This is a genomic window from Pseudomonas sp. JL2 (assembly GCF_031570495.1).
GTDB lineage: Bacteria > Pseudomonadota > Gammaproteobacteria > Pseudomonadales > Pseudomonadaceae > Aquipseudomonas > Aquipseudomonas rhizophila.
Genome location: NZ_JAKUDH010000025.1, coordinates 35,685 through 51,020, shown reverse-complemented (window position 1 = coordinate 51,020; position 15,336 = coordinate 35,685). Strand labels below are relative to the sequence as shown.

At 59.7% G+C, this 15,336-nt stretch carries 15 protein-coding genes; 9 read left to right on the top strand and 6 right to left on the bottom strand.

Features of this window, described 5'->3' with window-relative positions; genetic code table 11:
• Positions 1-86: 86 nt before the first annotated feature.
• On the top strand, positions 87-524 hold the full coding sequence (locus MKS85_RS24590; protein ID WP_047226919.1) for a YkgJ family cysteine cluster protein: 438 nt from the start codon (positions 87-89) through the stop codon (positions 522-524).
• Positions 525-748: 224 nt separating this feature from the next.
• Here MKS85_RS24590 and typA read toward each other — a convergent pair whose 3' ends face one another.
• Together typA and thiI are read right to left on the bottom strand one after the other, a co-directional pair.
• Positions 749-2,569 (bottom strand): translational GTPase TypA, encoded by a 1,821-nt coding sequence (typA, locus tag MKS85_RS24585; RefSeq protein WP_047226918.1) that lies wholly within the window; start codon positions 2,567-2,569, stop codon positions 749-751.
• A 138-nt stretch (positions 2,570-2,707) separates the two neighbouring features.
• Positions 2,708-4,162 carry a tRNA uracil 4-sulfurtransferase ThiI gene (gene thiI, locus MKS85_RS24580; RefSeq protein WP_047226917.1) on the bottom strand — a complete coding sequence of 485 codons (1,455 nt, stop codon included), beginning with the start codon at positions 4,160-4,162 and terminating at the stop codon, positions 2,708-2,710.
• A 328-nt stretch (positions 4,163-4,490) separates the two neighbouring features.
• Here thiI and glnA point away from each other — a divergent pair, with 328 nt between their 5' ends.
• The 6 genes from glnA to ntrC all read left to right on the top strand — a co-directional run bounded on the left by glnA (position 4,491) and on the right by ntrC (position 10,699).
• Positions 4,491-5,897, top strand: coding sequence for a type I glutamate--ammonia ligase (glnA, locus tag MKS85_RS24575; RefSeq protein ID WP_014336114.1), 1,407 nt, complete (start codon positions 4,491-4,493; stop codon positions 5,895-5,897).
• A 122-nt stretch (positions 5,898-6,019) separates the two neighbouring features.
• Positions 6,020-6,577, top strand: a complete 558-nt coding sequence (locus MKS85_RS24570; protein WP_173406453.1) for a chorismate mutase — start codon at positions 6,020-6,022, stop codon at positions 6,575-6,577.
• 233 nt (positions 6,578-6,810) lie between these two features.
• Positions 6,811-7,329: a DUF4124 domain-containing protein gene (locus tag MKS85_RS24565; RefSeq protein ID WP_047226964.1), complete on the top strand. Its 519-nt coding sequence runs from the start codon at positions 6,811-6,813 to the stop codon at positions 7,327-7,329.
• Positions 7,326-7,949, top strand: coding sequence for a DUF4124 domain-containing protein (locus MKS85_RS24560; protein WP_047226915.1), 624 nt, complete (start codon positions 7,326-7,328; stop codon positions 7,947-7,949). Before MKS85_RS24565 ends, MKS85_RS24560 begins: the two co-directional genes overlap by 4 nt.
• Positions 7,950-8,180: 231 nt before the next feature.
• Complete coding sequence (glnL, locus tag MKS85_RS24555) at positions 8,181-9,266, top strand: nitrogen regulation protein NR(II) (protein WP_047226914.1); 1,086 nt, start codon at positions 8,181-8,183, stop codon at positions 9,264-9,266.
• Positions 9,263-10,699, top strand: coding sequence for a nitrogen regulation protein NR(I) (gene ntrC, locus MKS85_RS24550; protein ID WP_047226913.1), 1,437 nt, complete (start codon positions 9,263-9,265; stop codon positions 10,697-10,699). Before glnL ends, ntrC begins: the two co-directional genes overlap by 4 nt.
• Before the next feature lie 505 nt (positions 10,700-11,204).
• On the opposite strand, the gene MKS85_RS24545 is transcribed toward ntrC, so the two are convergent.
• The gene (locus MKS85_RS24545) at positions 11,205-11,645 is read right to left on the bottom strand and encodes a hypothetical protein (RefSeq protein WP_188251783.1); all 441 of its coding nucleotides are present in this window, start codon (positions 11,643-11,645) and stop codon (positions 11,205-11,207) included.
• Between MKS85_RS24545 and trmL the strand changes: the two genes are divergently transcribed.
• A complete protein-coding gene (trmL, locus tag MKS85_RS24540; RefSeq protein ID WP_188251782.1) occupies positions 11,644-12,099 on the top strand; it encodes a tRNA (uridine(34)/cytosine(34)/5-carboxymethylaminomethyluridine(34)-2'-O)-methyltransferase TrmL in 456 nt (151 codons plus the stop codon). The genes MKS85_RS24545 and trmL overlap by 2 nt on opposite strands.
• A 139-nt stretch (positions 12,100-12,238) precedes the next feature.
• Here trmL and secB read toward each other — a convergent pair whose 3' ends face one another.
• Genes secB through MKS85_RS24525 form a run of 3 tightly spaced genes read right to left on the bottom strand, consistent with a single transcriptional unit; the run spans position 12,239 to position 13,429 of the window.
• Entirely contained in the window at positions 12,239-12,721 is a 483-nt protein-coding gene (secB, locus tag MKS85_RS24535) for a protein-export chaperone SecB (protein WP_047226910.1), read from the bottom strand.
• 38 nt (positions 12,722-12,759) lie between these two features.
• Positions 12,760-13,014, bottom strand: coding sequence for a glutaredoxin 3 (gene grxC / locus MKS85_RS24530; protein ID WP_047226909.1), 255 nt, complete (start codon positions 13,012-13,014; stop codon positions 12,760-12,762).
• A 1-nt stretch (position 13,015) separates the two neighbouring features.
• The gene (locus MKS85_RS24525) at positions 13,016-13,429 is read right to left on the bottom strand and encodes a rhodanese-like domain-containing protein (protein ID WP_047226908.1); all 414 of its coding nucleotides are present in this window, start codon (positions 13,427-13,429) and stop codon (positions 13,016-13,018) included.
• Positions 13,430-13,581: 152 nt separating this feature from the next.
• On the opposite strand from MKS85_RS24525, the gene gpmI reads away from it, so the two are divergent.
• On the top strand, positions 13,582-15,111 hold the full coding sequence (gene gpmI, locus MKS85_RS24520; RefSeq protein WP_139048850.1) for a 2,3-bisphosphoglycerate-independent phosphoglycerate mutase: 1,530 nt from the start codon (positions 13,582-13,584) through the stop codon (positions 15,109-15,111).
• Positions 15,112-15,336: the final 225 nt, after the last annotated feature.

Below are 15,336 nucleotides of genomic sequence, written 5' to 3'. Positions count from 1 at the left end.
GCTCGAAAAAAAACCGGCAGATGGTCGTTCAAAATTTCACCAGTCCCGGTATGATCGCGCGCCCTGATGCATGCTGGTAAACCTTGATGATGAAGCCCAACCTGATCGCCGCCGCGGAGATCGACCGAATCGATACCTGGGCCAAGTACTCCGCGCCAATGTGCGGTTCCTGCGTGTCGAGCTGCTGCACACTGCCGGTGGAGGTCAAGATCAAGGACCTGATCCGGATCGGTATCGTCGATGAATTCGAACTGGGCGACCCGCCGAAAAACATCGCCAAGCGCCTGCAAAAGGAAGGGATCGTCGAGCGCTATAACCAGAAATCCGAAATCTTCACGCTCCAGCGCATGAGCAACAACGATTGCCTGTATCTGGATCGCAAGAGCCGGTTGTGCACCATTTATGAGAAGCGCCCGGATACCTGCCGCAACCATCCGCGGGTCGGGCCGCGCCCGGGGTACTGCGCCTACAAGCCCAAGGAAGTGGAGCGCGAGCGTAATCCGCGGACGTTGGACAAATTCTGATCGAATGATGTTTTAGCTGCGCCTGGAACATCGCCATCGCGAGCAAGCTCGCTCCCACAGGGGATTTGCGGTGGATACAGATTTTGTGTCCGACCTGAATCCCTTGTGGGAGCGAGCTTGCTCGCGATGGTGCCCTGACAGCCACTACATAACTTCCAGGCATAAAAAAACGCCCCTGATCTCACAATCAGGGGCGTTTTTTTAGCCATTAACTAAGTCGAAACTCAGTTACCGCTTTTCTTGGCAGCGCGGGTACGCTCGCTTTCGCCAAGGATCTTCTTACGCAGGCGAATCGACTTAGGCGTCACTTCGCACAGTTCGTCTTCCTGCACGAACTCCAGCGCTTGCTCCAGGGTGAACTTGACAGGCGGAACCAATGCGATGGTTTCGTCTTTGCCCGAAGCACGCATGTTGTCGAGCTTCTTGCCTTTGGTCGGGTTCACGCCCAGGTCGTTGTCACGGCTGTTGAGGCCGACGATTTGACCTTCGTAGATGTCCTGGCCGTGCTCGACGAACAGCTTGCCGCGCGCTTGCAGGGTTTCCAGCGAGTAGGTCAGTGCCTTGCCGGTCGCAACCGATACCAGAACACCGTTCTGACGGCCGGACATGTCGCCGGACTTCATCACGTCATAACGATCGAAGATCGAAGTCAGGATGCCGCCACCGGAGGTCAGGGTCAGGAACTCGTTACGGAAACCGATCAGGCCACGGGCCGGGATGTTGTACTCAAGGCGCACACGGCCCTTGCCATCCGGAACCATGTTGGTCAGGTCGCCTTTGCGCAGGCCCATTTGTTCCATGATCGCGCCCTGGGATTCTTCCGGTAGGTCGATGGTCACGTTTTCGTACGGTTCGTGCTTGACGCCATCAACCATACGGATGATCACTTCAGGACGACCTACGCCCATTTCGAAGCCTTCGCGACGCATGGTTTCGATCAGAACCGAGAGGTGCAGCTCACCACGGCCGGAAACCTTGAACTTGTCGGCCGAGTCGCCTTCTTCAACGCGCAGTGCCACGTTGTAGAGCAGCTCCTTGTCCAGACGCTCCTTGATGTTACGGCTGGTCACGAACTTGCCTTCTTTACCGCAGAATGGCGAGTCGTTGACCTGGAAGGTCATGGAAACGGTTGGCTCATCGACGGTCAACGGCTTCATCGCTTCGACGTTCAGTGGGTCGCACAGAGTGTCGGAGATGAACAGTTGCTCGAAGCCGCTGATGCAGACGATGTCGCCGGCAGCTGCTTCTTCAACGTCGATACGGTGCAGGCCGTGGTGACCCATCAGCTTGAGAATACGACCGTTGCGCTTCTTGCCGTCGGCGTCGATAGCCACGACCGGCGTGTTCGGCTTGATGCGACCACGGGCGATACGGCCAACACCGATAACACCCAGGAAGCTGTTGTAGTCCAGGGCCGAGATTTGCATCTGGAACGGACCGTCACGGTCGACTTTCGGCGCAGGTACGTCGTCGACGATCGACTGGTACAGCGGGGTCATGTCTTCGGCCATGTTGGTGTGGTCCAGACCGGCAATACCGTTCAGGGCCGAGGCGTAGACGACTTTGAAGTCCAGCTGTTCTTCGGTGGCGCCCAGGTTGTCGAACAGGTCGAAAATCTGGTCCAGAACCCAGTCCGGACGCGCGCCTGGACGGTCAACCTTGTTGATGACCACGATCGGACGCAGGCCGGCTTCGAAAGCCTTCTTGGTCACGAAACGGGTTTGCGGCATAGGGCCGTCCTGGGCATCGACCAGCAGCAGCACGGAGTCGACCATCGACATTACGCGCTCTACTTCACCACCGAAGTCGGCGTGGCCCGGGGTGTCCACGATGTTGATGTGGTAGCCATTCCAGTTGATGGCGGTGTTTTTCGCCAGGATGGTAATACCGCGCTCTTTTTCCTGGTCGTTGGAGTCCATCACGCGCTCGTCGTTGAGCTCGTTGCGCTCCAGAGTGCCGGATTGACGCAAGAGTTTGTCTACCAGGGTGGTCTTACCATGGTCAACGTGAGCAATGATGGCGATGTTGCGTAGATTTTCGATCACTTGTGTATCTCGATCAGAGGATTCGGTGTGCTGACAGGTCGTGGCAGCGATTTACGTTGAGTCCGACAAAGCCGTTACAGCCTGTCGGCGGCGTCGGGGGGCCGGTGACGCAGGCCACAGGCAAACAGCCCCGGGCACTTAGCTCGGTCGATAAACGCGCACATTGGCATGCCCCTCACTGAGCAAATGGTGGGCATGCAGGCGACTCATCACGCCTTTGTCGCAATACAACAGGTACTGGCGAGTAGGGTCCAGTTCCTTGAAACGCGCGTTCACTGCATAGAACGGCATCGTTTGTACCTCGATACCGGCGATACTCAGCGGGTCGTCTTCAGCGTCGTCCGGGTGACGGATGTCGATGATGATCTGACCGGCCAGCGCTTCGCCGACTTCTTCAATCTGTATGTCCTGGCCCAATTCATCGATCACCCGATCGATTGGCACCAGCCTGGCGTTTTCGAGCGCACGCTCGAGCACCGCCATGTCGAATTCTTTCTCTTCATGCTCCACACGCCCGCGCTTGGCCGCAGTCTTCGGATTGACCGAGATGACCCCGCAGTATTCCGGCATGTGCCGGGCAAAATCGGCGGTGCCGATCTCGTTGGCCGTGTCGATGATGTCCTGCTTGTGGCTGGCGATCAGCGGGCGCAGCACCAGCTTTTCGGTCACGCAGTCGATCACTGACAGGTTCGGCAGCGTCTGGCTCGACACCTGGGAGATCGCCTCGCCGGTGACCAGCGCATCGATGTGCAGCCGATCGGCGATGCTGGATGCGGCACGCAACATCATACGCTTCAAAATGACGCCCATATGACTGTTATCGACTTTGCCGAGAATCTCGCCCAGGACTTCCTCGAACGGTACGCTCACAAATAACACGCGTTGGGAGCTGCCATACTTCTTCCAGATGAAGTGCGCCACTTCCATCACGCCCAGTTCATGGGCGCGCCCGCCAAGATTGAAGAAGCAGAAATGGCTCATCAGCCCGCGACGCATGATCTGGTAGGCCGCGACCGTGGAATCGAAACCGCCGGACATCAGCACCAGGGTCTGTTCCAGCGAACCCAGCGGATACCCGCCAATGCTGTCGTGCTGACTGTGGATCACGAACAACCGCTGGTCGCGAATTTCGATGCGCACTTCAATTTGCGGGTCTTTCAATGAAATTCCGGCGGCGCCACACTGCTTGCGCAACTGGCTGCCGACGTATCTCTCCACGTCCATCGAGCTGAACGGGTGTTTGCCGGCGCGCTTGCAGCGCACCGAGAAAATCTTGCCGGCCAGGGCATCACCATAATGCAGCTTGCACTTGGCGAGGATGTCGTCGAAATCCCCCAGCGGGTATTCGTCGACCTGCAGGAAATGCGCGATGCCCGGCATGCAGCTCAGGCGCTCGGTCATTTCCTTGAGAATCTTGGGTTCGCTGACGCGGGTTTCCAGCTCGAGGTTGTCCCACACGCCGTTCACCACCACAGCCGGGTCCAGATCGCGGAGCACGGCACGGATGTTCTTGGCCAACTGGCGGATGAAACGCATCCGTACCGGGCGGCTCTTGATGGTGATCTCGGGGAAGACTTTTACGATTAGTTTCATGAAAACAGCGCGCGAACGGCCAGCCGAAAAAGGGGGGCGCGGATTATAGCGGAAATTGCTCAAGGTTTAACCAGTTAATGTGCACTCGGTTTTCAACGCACCAAAACAGGTCATCCCTCGCAAGTTACGCCACATTGCAGTGCGCAATTGTTCGACAATCCGCGAATACAGGCTATAAAAGCGTGGATTTGGTGCAAAAAACCCATGCTGGGGCACTGGCATGCAAATTGCTCCCTTGTGAGGCAGGTTGCCTTGGCAGAGTATTCGCGCCGGCATCACCCATATCTAAGGGCACACCATTACCCGCCCGAAGCCACCCGGAGGACATATGTCGAAGTCGGTTCAACTCATCAAAGATCATGACGTCAAGTGGATTGATCTGCGCTTCACTGACACCAAAGGCACTCAACATCACGTGACCATGCCGGCCCGTGATGCGCTGGACGACGAATTCTTTGAAATCGGAAAGATGTTCGACGGTTCCTCCATCTCTGGCTGGAAAGGCATCGAAGCCTCCGACATGATCCTGATGCCGGACGACGAAACTGCCGTCCTGGACCCGTTCACCGAAGAGCCGACCCTGATCCTGGTCTGCGACATCATCGAACCTTCGACCATGCAAGGCTATGACCGCGACCCACGCGCCATCGCCCACCGTGCCGAGGAATACCTGAAGTCCACCGGTATCGGCGACACCGCTTTCTTCGGCCCTGAGCCTGAGTTCTTCATCTTCGACTCGGTCAAGTTCAAGTCCGACATCTCCGGCTCCATGTTCAAGATCTTCTCCGAACAAGGTTCGTGGATGTCCGATCAGGACGTGGAAGGCGGTAACAAAGGCCACCGTCCTGGTATCAAGGGCGGCTACTTCCCGGTTCCACCGTTCGACTTCGACCACGAGATCCGTACCTCCATGTGCAACGCACTGGAAGAGATGGGCCAGACCGTCGAAGTTCACCACCACGAAGTGGCGACTGCCGGCCAGAACGAAATCGGCGTGAAATTCAACACGCTGGTCAAGAAAGCTGACGAAGTCCAGACCCTGAAGTACTGCGTACACAACGTTGCTGATGCATACGGCCGCACCGCGACCTTCATGCCGAAGCCTCTGTACGGCGACAACGGTTCGGGCATGCACGTGCACATGTCGATCTCCAAAGACGGCAAGAACACCTTCGCTGGCGAAGGTTATGCCGGCCTGTCGGACACCGCTCTGTACTTCATCGGCGGTATCATCAAGCACGGTAAGGCCCTGAACGGCTTCACCAACCCGTCGACCAACTCCTACAAGCGTCTGGTACCAGGCTTCGAAGCACCGGTCATGCTGGCCTACTCGGCTCGTAACCGTTCCGCCTCGATCCGTATTCCTTACGTCAACAGCCCTAAGGCTCGCCGTATCGAAGCTCGCTTCCCGGATCCGGCTGCCAACCCGTACCTGGCCTTCGCTGCACTGATGATGGCCGGTCTGGACGGTATCCAGAACAAGATCCACCCTGGCGATGCCGCCGACAAAAACCTGTATGACCTGCCGCCTGAAGAGGCCAAGGAAATCCCACAGGTTTGTGGCAGCCTGAAAGAAGCCCTGGAAGAGCTGGACAAGGGCCGTGCGTTCCTGACCAAGGGCGGCGTATTCAGCGATGACTTCATCGACGCTTACATCGCACTGAAAAGCGAAGAAGAAATCAAGGTTCGCACCTTCGTACACCCACTGGAATATGAGCTGTACTACAGCTGCTGATCCGGTAGCGTCGCCCCACGGGGCGTGAATAAAAAGAGGCCTCCTTCGGGAGGCCTTTTTTATGGGCGCAGGTTACGTGCATGATTGTCTGCGCCCTCCACTATTCGAAGACGAGATCACCCATGACTTCGCGCGTTTCATTCTGCCTTGCTCTGTCTGCCGCGTTGTTGGGCACCGCCGCCCAGGCCGCCACCGCACCCACCACCCTCGCCCCACTGCTCGGCACCATAGGCGAGCGCCTGGCCATTGCCGATCAGGTCGCCCTGAGCAAGTGGGACAGCCGCAAACCGGTGGAAGATCGCCAGCGCGAACGCGAGGTGATCGCCGCTGCCGTCGCCCAGGCACCAGCTTACAAACTGAGCAGTGAAGCGGTAGAGGCGTTTTTCGCCGCACAAATAGAAGCCAACAAACTGGTGCAATACGCGCATCTGTCCGACTGGCAACTGCAAGGCAAAGCCCCGGACGCACCGCGCCCGGACCTGGTTAGGCAGATCCGCCCGCAGCTGGATCAACTGCAAAAACGCCTGCTGCAACAACTGGCCGACTTCAGCCCCTACCGCACCGACCCGCAATGCCCGCAATGGCTGGCCCAGGCCACCCATACCGTCAGTAACGACCCGTTGCGGCAAATGGCGCTGGTTCGGGCGACCGCAGAGCTGTGCGTCCTCACAAAATCCTGAGCCCACACATCTTTCCCCTGTGGGAGCGAGCCTGCTCGCGATGAGGCCAGCCCATCTACCACTTGTGTGACTGACACTCCGCCATCGCGAGCAGGCTCGCTCCCACAGGGGTCCAGTGTCGAACCTGGAGGCTGTGAACACCGCCCCCACAAGGGATGGCGTGCAACAACTTGGGCCAACCGCCTCCCCTGACCTATGCTGCAATCCAACACTTTCGGTTTTCGGTTGATTTTATGGGTCGTGGCTTTCCAGGAATGCTGTTGTTGCTGTTGGCGCTGCCAGCCGCCGCACAGATCTACAAATACACCGACGCCGACGGTAACACCGCCTATAGCAACCAGCCGCCCGATGGCATACCGGCCCAGGCAGTGGAGCTGCCGCCACTCAACAGTGTCGAACCCCAGCCCCCGACCAACCCGAACGCTGCTGCGCCCGCCGCGAACCGGGACGAGCCAGGCAACGCCTACGAAACTCTGGAGCTGACAGACATCCCCAGCGAAGAGGCCCTGCGCGCCAACAACGGCACCTTCACCGTTGGCGTCCTGGCTCGGCCGCGTCTGCAAAGCCCTCATCTGTTCAGGTTGTTGCTGGACGGCCAGCCCTATGGCCAGCCGAGCAACGTGCCGCGCCTGCAATTGGTGAATATCGATCGGGGCGAGCACAGCCTGGCGGTACAGGTCATCGACGGCGAACATCTTGTGCAACAGAGCGAAACCGTCATCTTCACCGTGCAACGGGTGCACCGCCCATGATCCGCTGGCTGCTCGTGCTGTGCCTGGCCGTGCTGCCAGGGCTGGGGGCAGCGCAGGTCTATACCTACATCGACGCCCAGGGCAATCGCGTCTTCACCGATCAACCGCGTCCCGGTAACGCACAGAAAGTGCAACTGCCGCCCGCCAACCGGATGGCGACACCGCCCTCTGGCGCAGCCTCGGCGTCGGCGCCTGAAAAAAAGCCCGATCCCATGTTCCGTTACGAAATGCTGCGACTGTTGATCCCTGAACCGGATGCCACGATACGCAGCACAGCGGGGGAACTGATCGTCACGGTCACCAGCGAACCCGGTTTGCAAAAAGGCCACCGCTACCGCCTGCTACTGGATGGCAACCCCACAGGCGAACCGGGACCCAGCCCAGTGTTCGCGCTGAGCAACATTGATCGGGGCAGCCATCATCTGGCGGTAGAGATTCTCGATGAGCAGGGCCGTATCGTCGAACGTACCGCCAACCAGCCCTTCCACATGCAGCGCATTTCCCTGGCGCAGAAACGCCGCATCAAACCCTGCGCCACCGCCGACTACGGCCAGCGTCCCGAATGCCCCCTCACCGACAAGCCCGCAGAAGAGCAAAGCAGCATCCTGCCGTTCTTCTAACACCCGCCCAGATGGCGCACTATATTGGTGCAAGTGTCTGCACCCTACTCAAATTCCAGCCCATTTTGGTTCGAAAGTACCCGAAAAAGCTGGCAGAACGCCACGCAATCGGGCGAAAAAGGTTCGTTTGAGGCTCTAAACGCTTCTTTTCGGAGCCTTGGTTTGGTTTTTGCATTTTCCTTGTATCGGCGCGTCATACGCGTGCTTGCTTACGCTCCAAAAGAGGTCCTGATGACCATTAGCGACGCACTACACCGCTTGCTACTCGATAACCTCACCACCGCAACCATCCTGCTCGATGCCGAACTGCGGCTCGAGTACATGAACCCGGCGGCAGAGATGCTGCTGGCCGTCAGCGGCCAGCGCAGCCACGGGCAGTTCATCAGCGAGCTGTTCACCGAATCGGCCGAGGCGCTCAACTCCTTGCGCCAGGCAGTGGAACAGGCGCACCCGTTCACCAAGCGCGAAGCGATGCTCACCGCCCTGACCGGCCAGACCCTGACCGTGGATTACGCGGTAACACCGATCCTGAACAACGGTGCCACGCTGTTGCTGCTGGAGGTGCATCCCCGTGATCGCCTGCTGCGCATCACCAAGGAAGAGGCTCAGTTGTCCAAGCAGGAAACCAGCAAGATGCTGGTGCGCGGCCTGGCCCATGAGATCAAGAACCCCCTCGGCGGGATTCGCGGCGCGGCGCAACTGTTGGCCCGGGAGCTGCCCGAAGAAAGTCTCAAGGACTACACCAACGTCATCATTGAAGAAGCCGACCGCTTGCGCAATCTGGTGGATCGCATGCTCGGCTCCAACAAGCTGCCGTCCCTGGCGATGTGCAACGTCCACGAAGTGCTGGAGCGCGTCAGCAGCCTGGTGGAAGCCGAGAGCCAGGGGTGCATCACCTTGGTGCGCGACTACGACCCGAGCATTCCCGATGTATTGATCGACCGCGAACAGATGATCCAGGCAGTGCTGAACATCGTACGCAACGCCATGCAGGCCATCAGCAGCCAGAACGAGCTGCGCCTGGGCCGCATTAGCCTGCGCACCCGCGCCATGCGCCAGTTCACCATCGGCCATGTGCGCCATCGCCTGGTGACCAAGATCGAAATCATCGACAACGGCCCGGGCATTCCCGCGGAGTTGCAGGAAACCATCTTCTTTCCCATGGTCAGCGGCCGCCCTGACGGTACCGGGCTGGGCCTGTCCATTACCCAAAACATCATCAGTCAGCATCAGGGCTTGATCGAATGTGAGAGCCATCCCGGCCACACCACCTTTTCGATCTTCCTGCCACTGGAACAAGGAGCCACATCGACATGAGCCGTAGTGAAACCGTGTGGATCGTCGATGACGACCGTTCTATCCGTTGGGTCCTGGAAAAAGCCTTGCAACAGGAAGGCATGACCACCCAGAGCTTCGACAGCGCCGACGGAGTGATGAGCCGCCTGGCCCGTCAGCAACCGGACGTCATCATCTCCGACATCCGCATGCCCGGCGCTAGCGGTCTGGACCTGCTGGCGCGGATTCGCGAGCAGCACCCACGGCTGCCGGTGATCATCATGACCGCCCATTCGGACCTGGACAGCGCTGTGGCGTCCTACCAGGGCGGCGCCTTCGAATACCTGCCCAAGCCCTTCGACGTCGATGAGGCCGTGTCACTGGTCAAGCGCGCCAACCAGCACGCCCAGGAGCAACAGGGTATGGAAGAGGTGCCAGCGCTGGCACGCACCCCGGAAATCATCGGTGAAGCGCCGGCAATGCAGGAAGTGTTTCGCGCCATTGGGCGTTTGAGCCACTCCAACATCACCGTGTTGATCAACGGCGAATCGGGCACCGGTAAAGAACTGGTCGCCCATGCCCTGCACCGCCACAGTCCACGGGCGGCCTCACCGTTCATTGCGCTGAACATGGCGGCGATTCCCAAGGACCTGATGGAGTCCGAGCTGTTCGGTCACGAGAAAGGCGCGTTCACCGGCGCCGCCAACCTGCGGCGCGGGCGCTTCGAACAAGCCGACGGCGGCACCTTGTTCCTCGACGAAATCGGCGACATGCCGGCTGACACCCAGACCCGGCTGTTGCGCGTGCTGGCGGACGGCGAGTTCTATCGGGTGGGCGGTCATACACCGGTCAAGGTCGATGTACGCATCATCGCCGCGACCCACCAGAACCTGGAAACCCTGGTCCACGCGGGCAAATTCCGCGAAGACTTGTTCCATCGCCTGAATGTGATCCGCATTCATATCCCGCGCCTGGCGGACCGTCGCGAAGACATCCCGACCCTGGCCCGGCACTTCCTCAGCCGCGCGGCCCAGGAGCTGGCGGTAGAGCCCAAACTGCTCAAGAGCGAAACCGAGGAATACCTCAAGAACCTGCCGTGGCCCGGCAACGTGCGCCAGCTGGAGAACACCTGCCGCTGGATCACGGTGATGGCGTCCGGTCGCGAAGTGCACATCAGCGATCTTCCACCGGAGCTGCTCAGCCTGCCGCAGGACTCGGCCCCGGTGACCAACTGGGAACAGGCCCTGCGCCAGTGGGCCGACCAGGCCCTGGCCCGCGGCCAATCGAACCTGCTGGACAGCGCCGTACCGAGTTTCGAACGCATCATGATCGAGACCGCCCTCAAGCACACCGCCGGCCGCCGTCGCGACGCCGCGGTGCTGCTGGGCTGGGGCCGCAATACCTTGACCCGCAAGATCAAGGAATTGGGGATGAAGGTTGATGGCGGGGATGATGATGAGGGGGATGAGGGCTGAGCAGCCTTTAGCCCTTCACTGATCTTGAAGGCCAATCGCGAGCAGGCTCGCTCCCACAAAGGTTTGCGGTGTCGCGACTATCTTGTGGGAGCGAGCCTGCTCGCGATGCTTTTGAAGGCTTGATGCACCGCATCGATGCACTGAGAACCGCAATGGCACATGCGGCCCCCCGTCAAAACCAATCAGCCCAACTCGAAGAAACCGCACAAACAAAAGCAAAAGCCCCGAAATACAGGGCCTTGCGCATCATCAGCAGATTTTTTGTGACAAGCCATTTAAAACTGGCACGCCCCCTGCAATAACTCAATCACTACCCAGTTTCGGGGACCTTGGTACAGGCAGGCCGGGGATTCCCCATTTTACATCGGGCTCATCGAGCCCACTGTTTTGGGGGCCTTGATACAGGCAGGTCAAGGTTTCCCTTCTTTACACCCGGGGCTGCGCGTTTAACGCAAGCCCCTCCCGTTTGGGGACCTTGGTACAGGCAGGCCGGGGTTTCCCTCTTTTATTGCTCCTGGAGACGGATCTCCAGCCGCCAGCGGTCATCAACCTCGCTGCCGGCCCACTCCCCCCGCAATGGACGCGCCGCCACCAGCGTCAGCAACAACCCTTTGTCACTCAAACGCACCCGCCAGTTCACGTCCTTGCCATTGAGTTTGAGCTGGCCCTTCTGCGGACGGCCCTCTGCCTGGAGCAACAGCGCCACTGAGCCGTCGATGATTTCCCCGTGCAGCTTGGGCTCGTTGTTGAACCAGGCCACCAGCGTCCCGTCGATCACTTCGACCTGTTGCAGCACGCTCGGCTCGGGCGTGGTCAGGCGACCGATCATCAGGCCGAACATCAGACCGAAGATCGCCAAAGATCCCATCACTCGAGGTAATAGCTTCGAACGCTGATCGGTTTGCGGCGTAGAATGCCGCCCATCTTTATCTGCGGAGCCGTGCATGTTTCACGTCATCCTTTTTCAACCGGAAATTCCGCCGAACACCGGCAACGTCATCAGGCTGTGCGCCAACAGCGGCTGCCACCTGCATCTGATCGAACCACTGGGCTTCGAGATGGACGACAAGCGCCTGCGCCGTGCCGGTCTCGACTACCACGAGTATGCCACCCTGCAACGTCACGCCGATCTCGCCAGCTGTCTGGAGAGCCTGGGGCATCCGCGCTTGTTTGCCTTCACCACCAAGGGGTCGCGGCCATTCCATGATGCCAGCTTCGTCGCGGGCGATGCGTTCCTGTTCGGCCCGGAAAGCCGTGGCCTGCCGGCCGAGGTACTGAACGCCCTGCCCGTCGACCAGCGTCTGCGCCTGCCGATGCGCGAAGGCTGTCGCAGCCTGAACCTGTCCAACACCGTGGCAGTGGCCGTTTACGAGGCCTGGCGGCAGAACGGTTTCCGGTAACCCTGGCCAGAAACTTCTGTGGGAGCGAGCCTGCTCGCGATAGCGCTGTACCAGTCAACTCAATACTGACTGATATGACGCTATCGCGAGCAGGCTCGCTCCCACAGGTTTATACCTTGTGCTACAGCCGCGATACCGCTTACTGAACGGTCGCGGCGCCTTCTTGCTGCATGCGCTGCAGTTCTTGCGCGTACAGGGCATCGAAGTTCACCGGGGCCAGCATCAGGGCCGGGAACGAACCGCGGGTCACCAGGCTGTCCAGGGTTTCGCGGGCGTACGGGAACAGGATGTTGGGGCAGAAGGCACCCAGGGTGTGGCTCATCGAAGCGGCATCCAGGTTCTTGATCAGGAAGATCCCGGCTTGCTGCACTTCGGCAATGAACGCCACTTCGTCACCGTTCTTCACGGTCACCGACAGGGTCAGCACCACTTCGTGGAAATCATCTTCCAGGGCTTTCTGGCGAGTGTTCAGGTCCAGGCCTACGCTCGGCTCCCACTGCTGGCGAAAGATCGCCGGGCTTTTCGGGGCTTCGAAGGACAGGTCACGCACATAAATACGCTGCAAGGAGAATTGCGGTGCGGTTTCTTCTTCGCTGGCAGCTGTGTTCTGTTGGTCAGTCATCGCAGATCCTTCTTACTTTCAGGTTCTTAGTGGGGAATTCAGGCCTTGAGCATCGCATCGAGCTTGCCGGCGCGATCCAGGGCAAACAGATCATCGCAACCGCCCACGTGGGTGCTGCCGATCCAGATCTGCGGCACGGAGGTACGTCCGGCCTTTTGAGTCATTTCGGCGCGCAGTTGCGGCTTGCCGTCGACCTTGATCTCTTCGAAAGCCACACCTTTGTTCTTGAGCAGGAACTTGGCTCGGGAGCAATAGGGGCAGTAATCGCTGGAATAGACAACAACGTGGGTCATATCACTTCACCAGGGGCAGATTGTCGGCTTTCCAGCTTGCAACGCCACCGGACAGTTTGGCGGCGGTAAAGCCGGACTTCATCAGCTCGCGGGCATGAGTGCCTGCGTGCTGGCCCTGAGCATCCACCAGGATCAGCGTCTTGGCCTTGTGTTTTTCCAGTTCACCGATACGAGCGATCAGTTTGTCCTGGGGAATGTTCACCGCGCCGACAATGTGACCAGCGGCGAAATCCTTGCTCGGGCGGATGTCTACCACCACGCCGGTGTCCTTGTTGACCAGTGCCGTCAGCTCGCCAGTACTGAGACTGCGACCGCCGCCCTGCATCGTATGGGCAACCAGCAACGCCAGCAGTACGACGAAGATACCGACGAGAAGGTAGTGGTTAGTGGCAAATTCAATCAGGTGAGCAACCATCGAAGGAGGTTCCAGGGCGTTAAAATGTCGGCCAGTATACACAGCACACAAGGCCGGCCAAACCCCGCCCGGCGGTGACGGCACCGGAACTTACCTTTAAACTGCCCGTCCCTTTTCCATCGCCTTCTTTTAATCAGCCACGAGTGGATTCCATGACTACCACGCCTAAACCTTTGGTCCTGATGATTCTCGACGGCTTCGGTCACAGTGACAGCCACGAATCCAATGCCGTGTACGCGGCCCGCAAGCCTGTGCTGGACCGTCTGTGGGCCACCGTGCCGAACGGCCTGATCTCCGGCAGCGGCATGGACGTCGGCCTGCCCGACGGACAGATGGGCAACTCCGAAGTCGGCCACATGAACCTCGGCGCGGGCCGCGTGGTGTATCAGGACTTCACCCGCGTGACCAAAGCGATCCGCGACGGCGAGTTCTTTGAAAACCCGACCATCTGCGCTGCTGTGGATAAAGCCGTGGCTGCTGGCAAAGCCGTGCACTTCATGGGCCTGCTGTCCGATGGCGGCGTGCACAGCCACCAGGACCACCTGATCGCCATGGCCGAACTGGCCTTCAAGCGCGGTGCCGAAAAAATCTACCTGCACGCGTTCCTCGATGGCCGCGACACGCCACCAAAAAGCGCCACTTCGTCGATCGAACTGCTCGACAGCACCTTCCAGGCTCTCGGCAAGGGTCGTATCGCCAGCATCGTCGGCCGTTACTACGCCATGGACCGCGATAACCGCTGGGACCGGGTGTCCCAGGCCTACAACCTGATCGTCGACGGCAACGCCGAGTTCAACGCCGCCACCGCCCAGGAAGGCCTGCAAGCCGCCTACGAGCGGGGTGAAAGCGACGAATTCGTCAAGGCCACCACCATCGGTGAGCCGGTCAAAGTCGAGGACGGCGATGCCGTGGTGTTCATGAACTTCCGCGCCGACCGTGCCCGCGAGCTGACCCGCGTGTTTGTCGAAGACGATTTCAAGGAGTTCGAACGCGCCCGTCAGCCGAAACTGGCCGGCTTCGTCATGCTGACCCAATACGCCGCCAGCATCCCCGCGCCGTCGGCCTTCGCCGCCGGCAGCCTGGAAAACGTGCTGGGCGACTACCTGGCGAAGAACGGCAAGACCCAATTGCGTATCGCTGAAACCGAGAAGTATGCCCACGTGACGTTTTTCTTCTCCGGTGGCCGTGAAGAGCCGTTCCCCGGCGAAGAACGCATCCTGATTCCGTCGCCGAAAGTCGCCACTTATGACCTGCAACCGGAGATGAGCGCACCGGAGGTCACCGACCGCATCGTCGATGCCATCGAGCACCAGCGCTACGACGTGATCGTGGTCAACTACGCCAACGGCGACATGGTCGGCCACAGCGGGGTGTTCGACGCCGCGGTCAAAGCGGTGGAATGCCTGGACACCTGCGTCGGGCGCATCGTCGAGGCGCTGGAAAAAGTCGGGGGTGAAGCGCTGATCACCGCCGACCATGGGAATGTCGAGCAGATGTCCGACGAGTCCACCGGCCAGGCCCACACCGCCCACACCACCGAGCCAGTGCCATTCATCTATGTCGGCAAGCGTGGCTTCAAGGTCCGCGATGGCGGCGTACTGGCTGACGTGGCGCCGACGATGCTGATGTTGCTGGGGATGGAGAAGCCGGCGGAGATGACCGGGACGTCGATCCTGGTCTGATTGATCCATCAATCACCGCAAACCCTGTGGGAGCGAGCTTGCTCGCGATAGCGATCTTCCAATCAACATCTTTGTTGAATGTGCTGGCGCCATCGCGAGCAAGCTCGCTCCCACATTGGTTTTTGGTGTTTTTTGGGCCAGTTATCACACAGCCCCAAATGGGCGTTTTTTTTGCAGCGTGGGGCGGGCATACTAGGCCGTCCCTTTCCCTGGTGTCGCCCGCCT

Excerpts from the sequence above, each read along its gene's own strand:
- MKS85_RS24565 (WP_047226964.1), top strand. The coding sequence starts at position 6,811 with ATGGGTCGTGGCTTTCCAGGAATGCTGTTGTTGCTGTTGGCGCTGCCA.
- glnA (WP_014336114.1), top strand. The coding sequence starts at position 4,491 with ATGTCGAAGTCGGTTCAACTCATCAAAGATCATGACGTCAAGTGGATT.
- ntrC (WP_047226913.1), top strand. The coding sequence starts at position 9,263 with ATGAGCCGTAGTGAAACCGTGTGGATCGTCGATGACGACCGTTCTATC.
- thiI (WP_047226917.1), bottom strand. The coding sequence starts at position 4,162 with ATGAAACTAATCGTAAAAGTCTTCCCCGAGATCACCATCAAGAGCCGC.
- glnL (WP_047226914.1), top strand. The coding sequence starts at position 8,181 with ATGACCATTAGCGACGCACTACACCGCTTGCTACTCGATAACCTCACC.
- secB (WP_047226910.1), bottom strand. The coding sequence starts at position 12,721 with ATGACTGACCAACAGAACACAGCTGCCAGCGAAGAAGAAACCGCACCG.
- MKS85_RS24545 (WP_188251783.1), bottom strand. The coding sequence starts at position 11,645 with ATGCACGGCTCCGCAGATAAAGATGGGCGGCATTCTACGCCGCAAACC.
- MKS85_RS24525 (WP_047226908.1), bottom strand. The coding sequence starts at position 13,429 with ATGGTTGCTCACCTGATTGAATTTGCCACTAACCACTACCTTCTCGTC.
- gpmI (WP_139048850.1), top strand. The coding sequence starts at position 13,582 with ATGACTACCACGCCTAAACCTTTGGTCCTGATGATTCTCGACGGCTTC.
- MKS85_RS24590 (WP_047226919.1), top strand. The coding sequence starts at position 87 with ATGATGAAGCCCAACCTGATCGCCGCCGCGGAGATCGACCGAATCGAT.
- MKS85_RS24560 (WP_047226915.1), top strand. The coding sequence starts at position 7,326 with ATGATCCGCTGGCTGCTCGTGCTGTGCCTGGCCGTGCTGCCAGGGCTG.
- trmL (WP_188251782.1), top strand. The coding sequence starts at position 11,644 with ATGTTTCACGTCATCCTTTTTCAACCGGAAATTCCGCCGAACACCGGC.
- MKS85_RS24570 (WP_173406453.1), top strand. The coding sequence starts at position 6,020 with ATGACTTCGCGCGTTTCATTCTGCCTTGCTCTGTCTGCCGCGTTGTTG.
- grxC (WP_047226909.1), bottom strand. The coding sequence starts at position 13,014 with ATGACCCACGTTGTTGTCTATTCCAGCGATTACTGCCCCTATTGCTCC.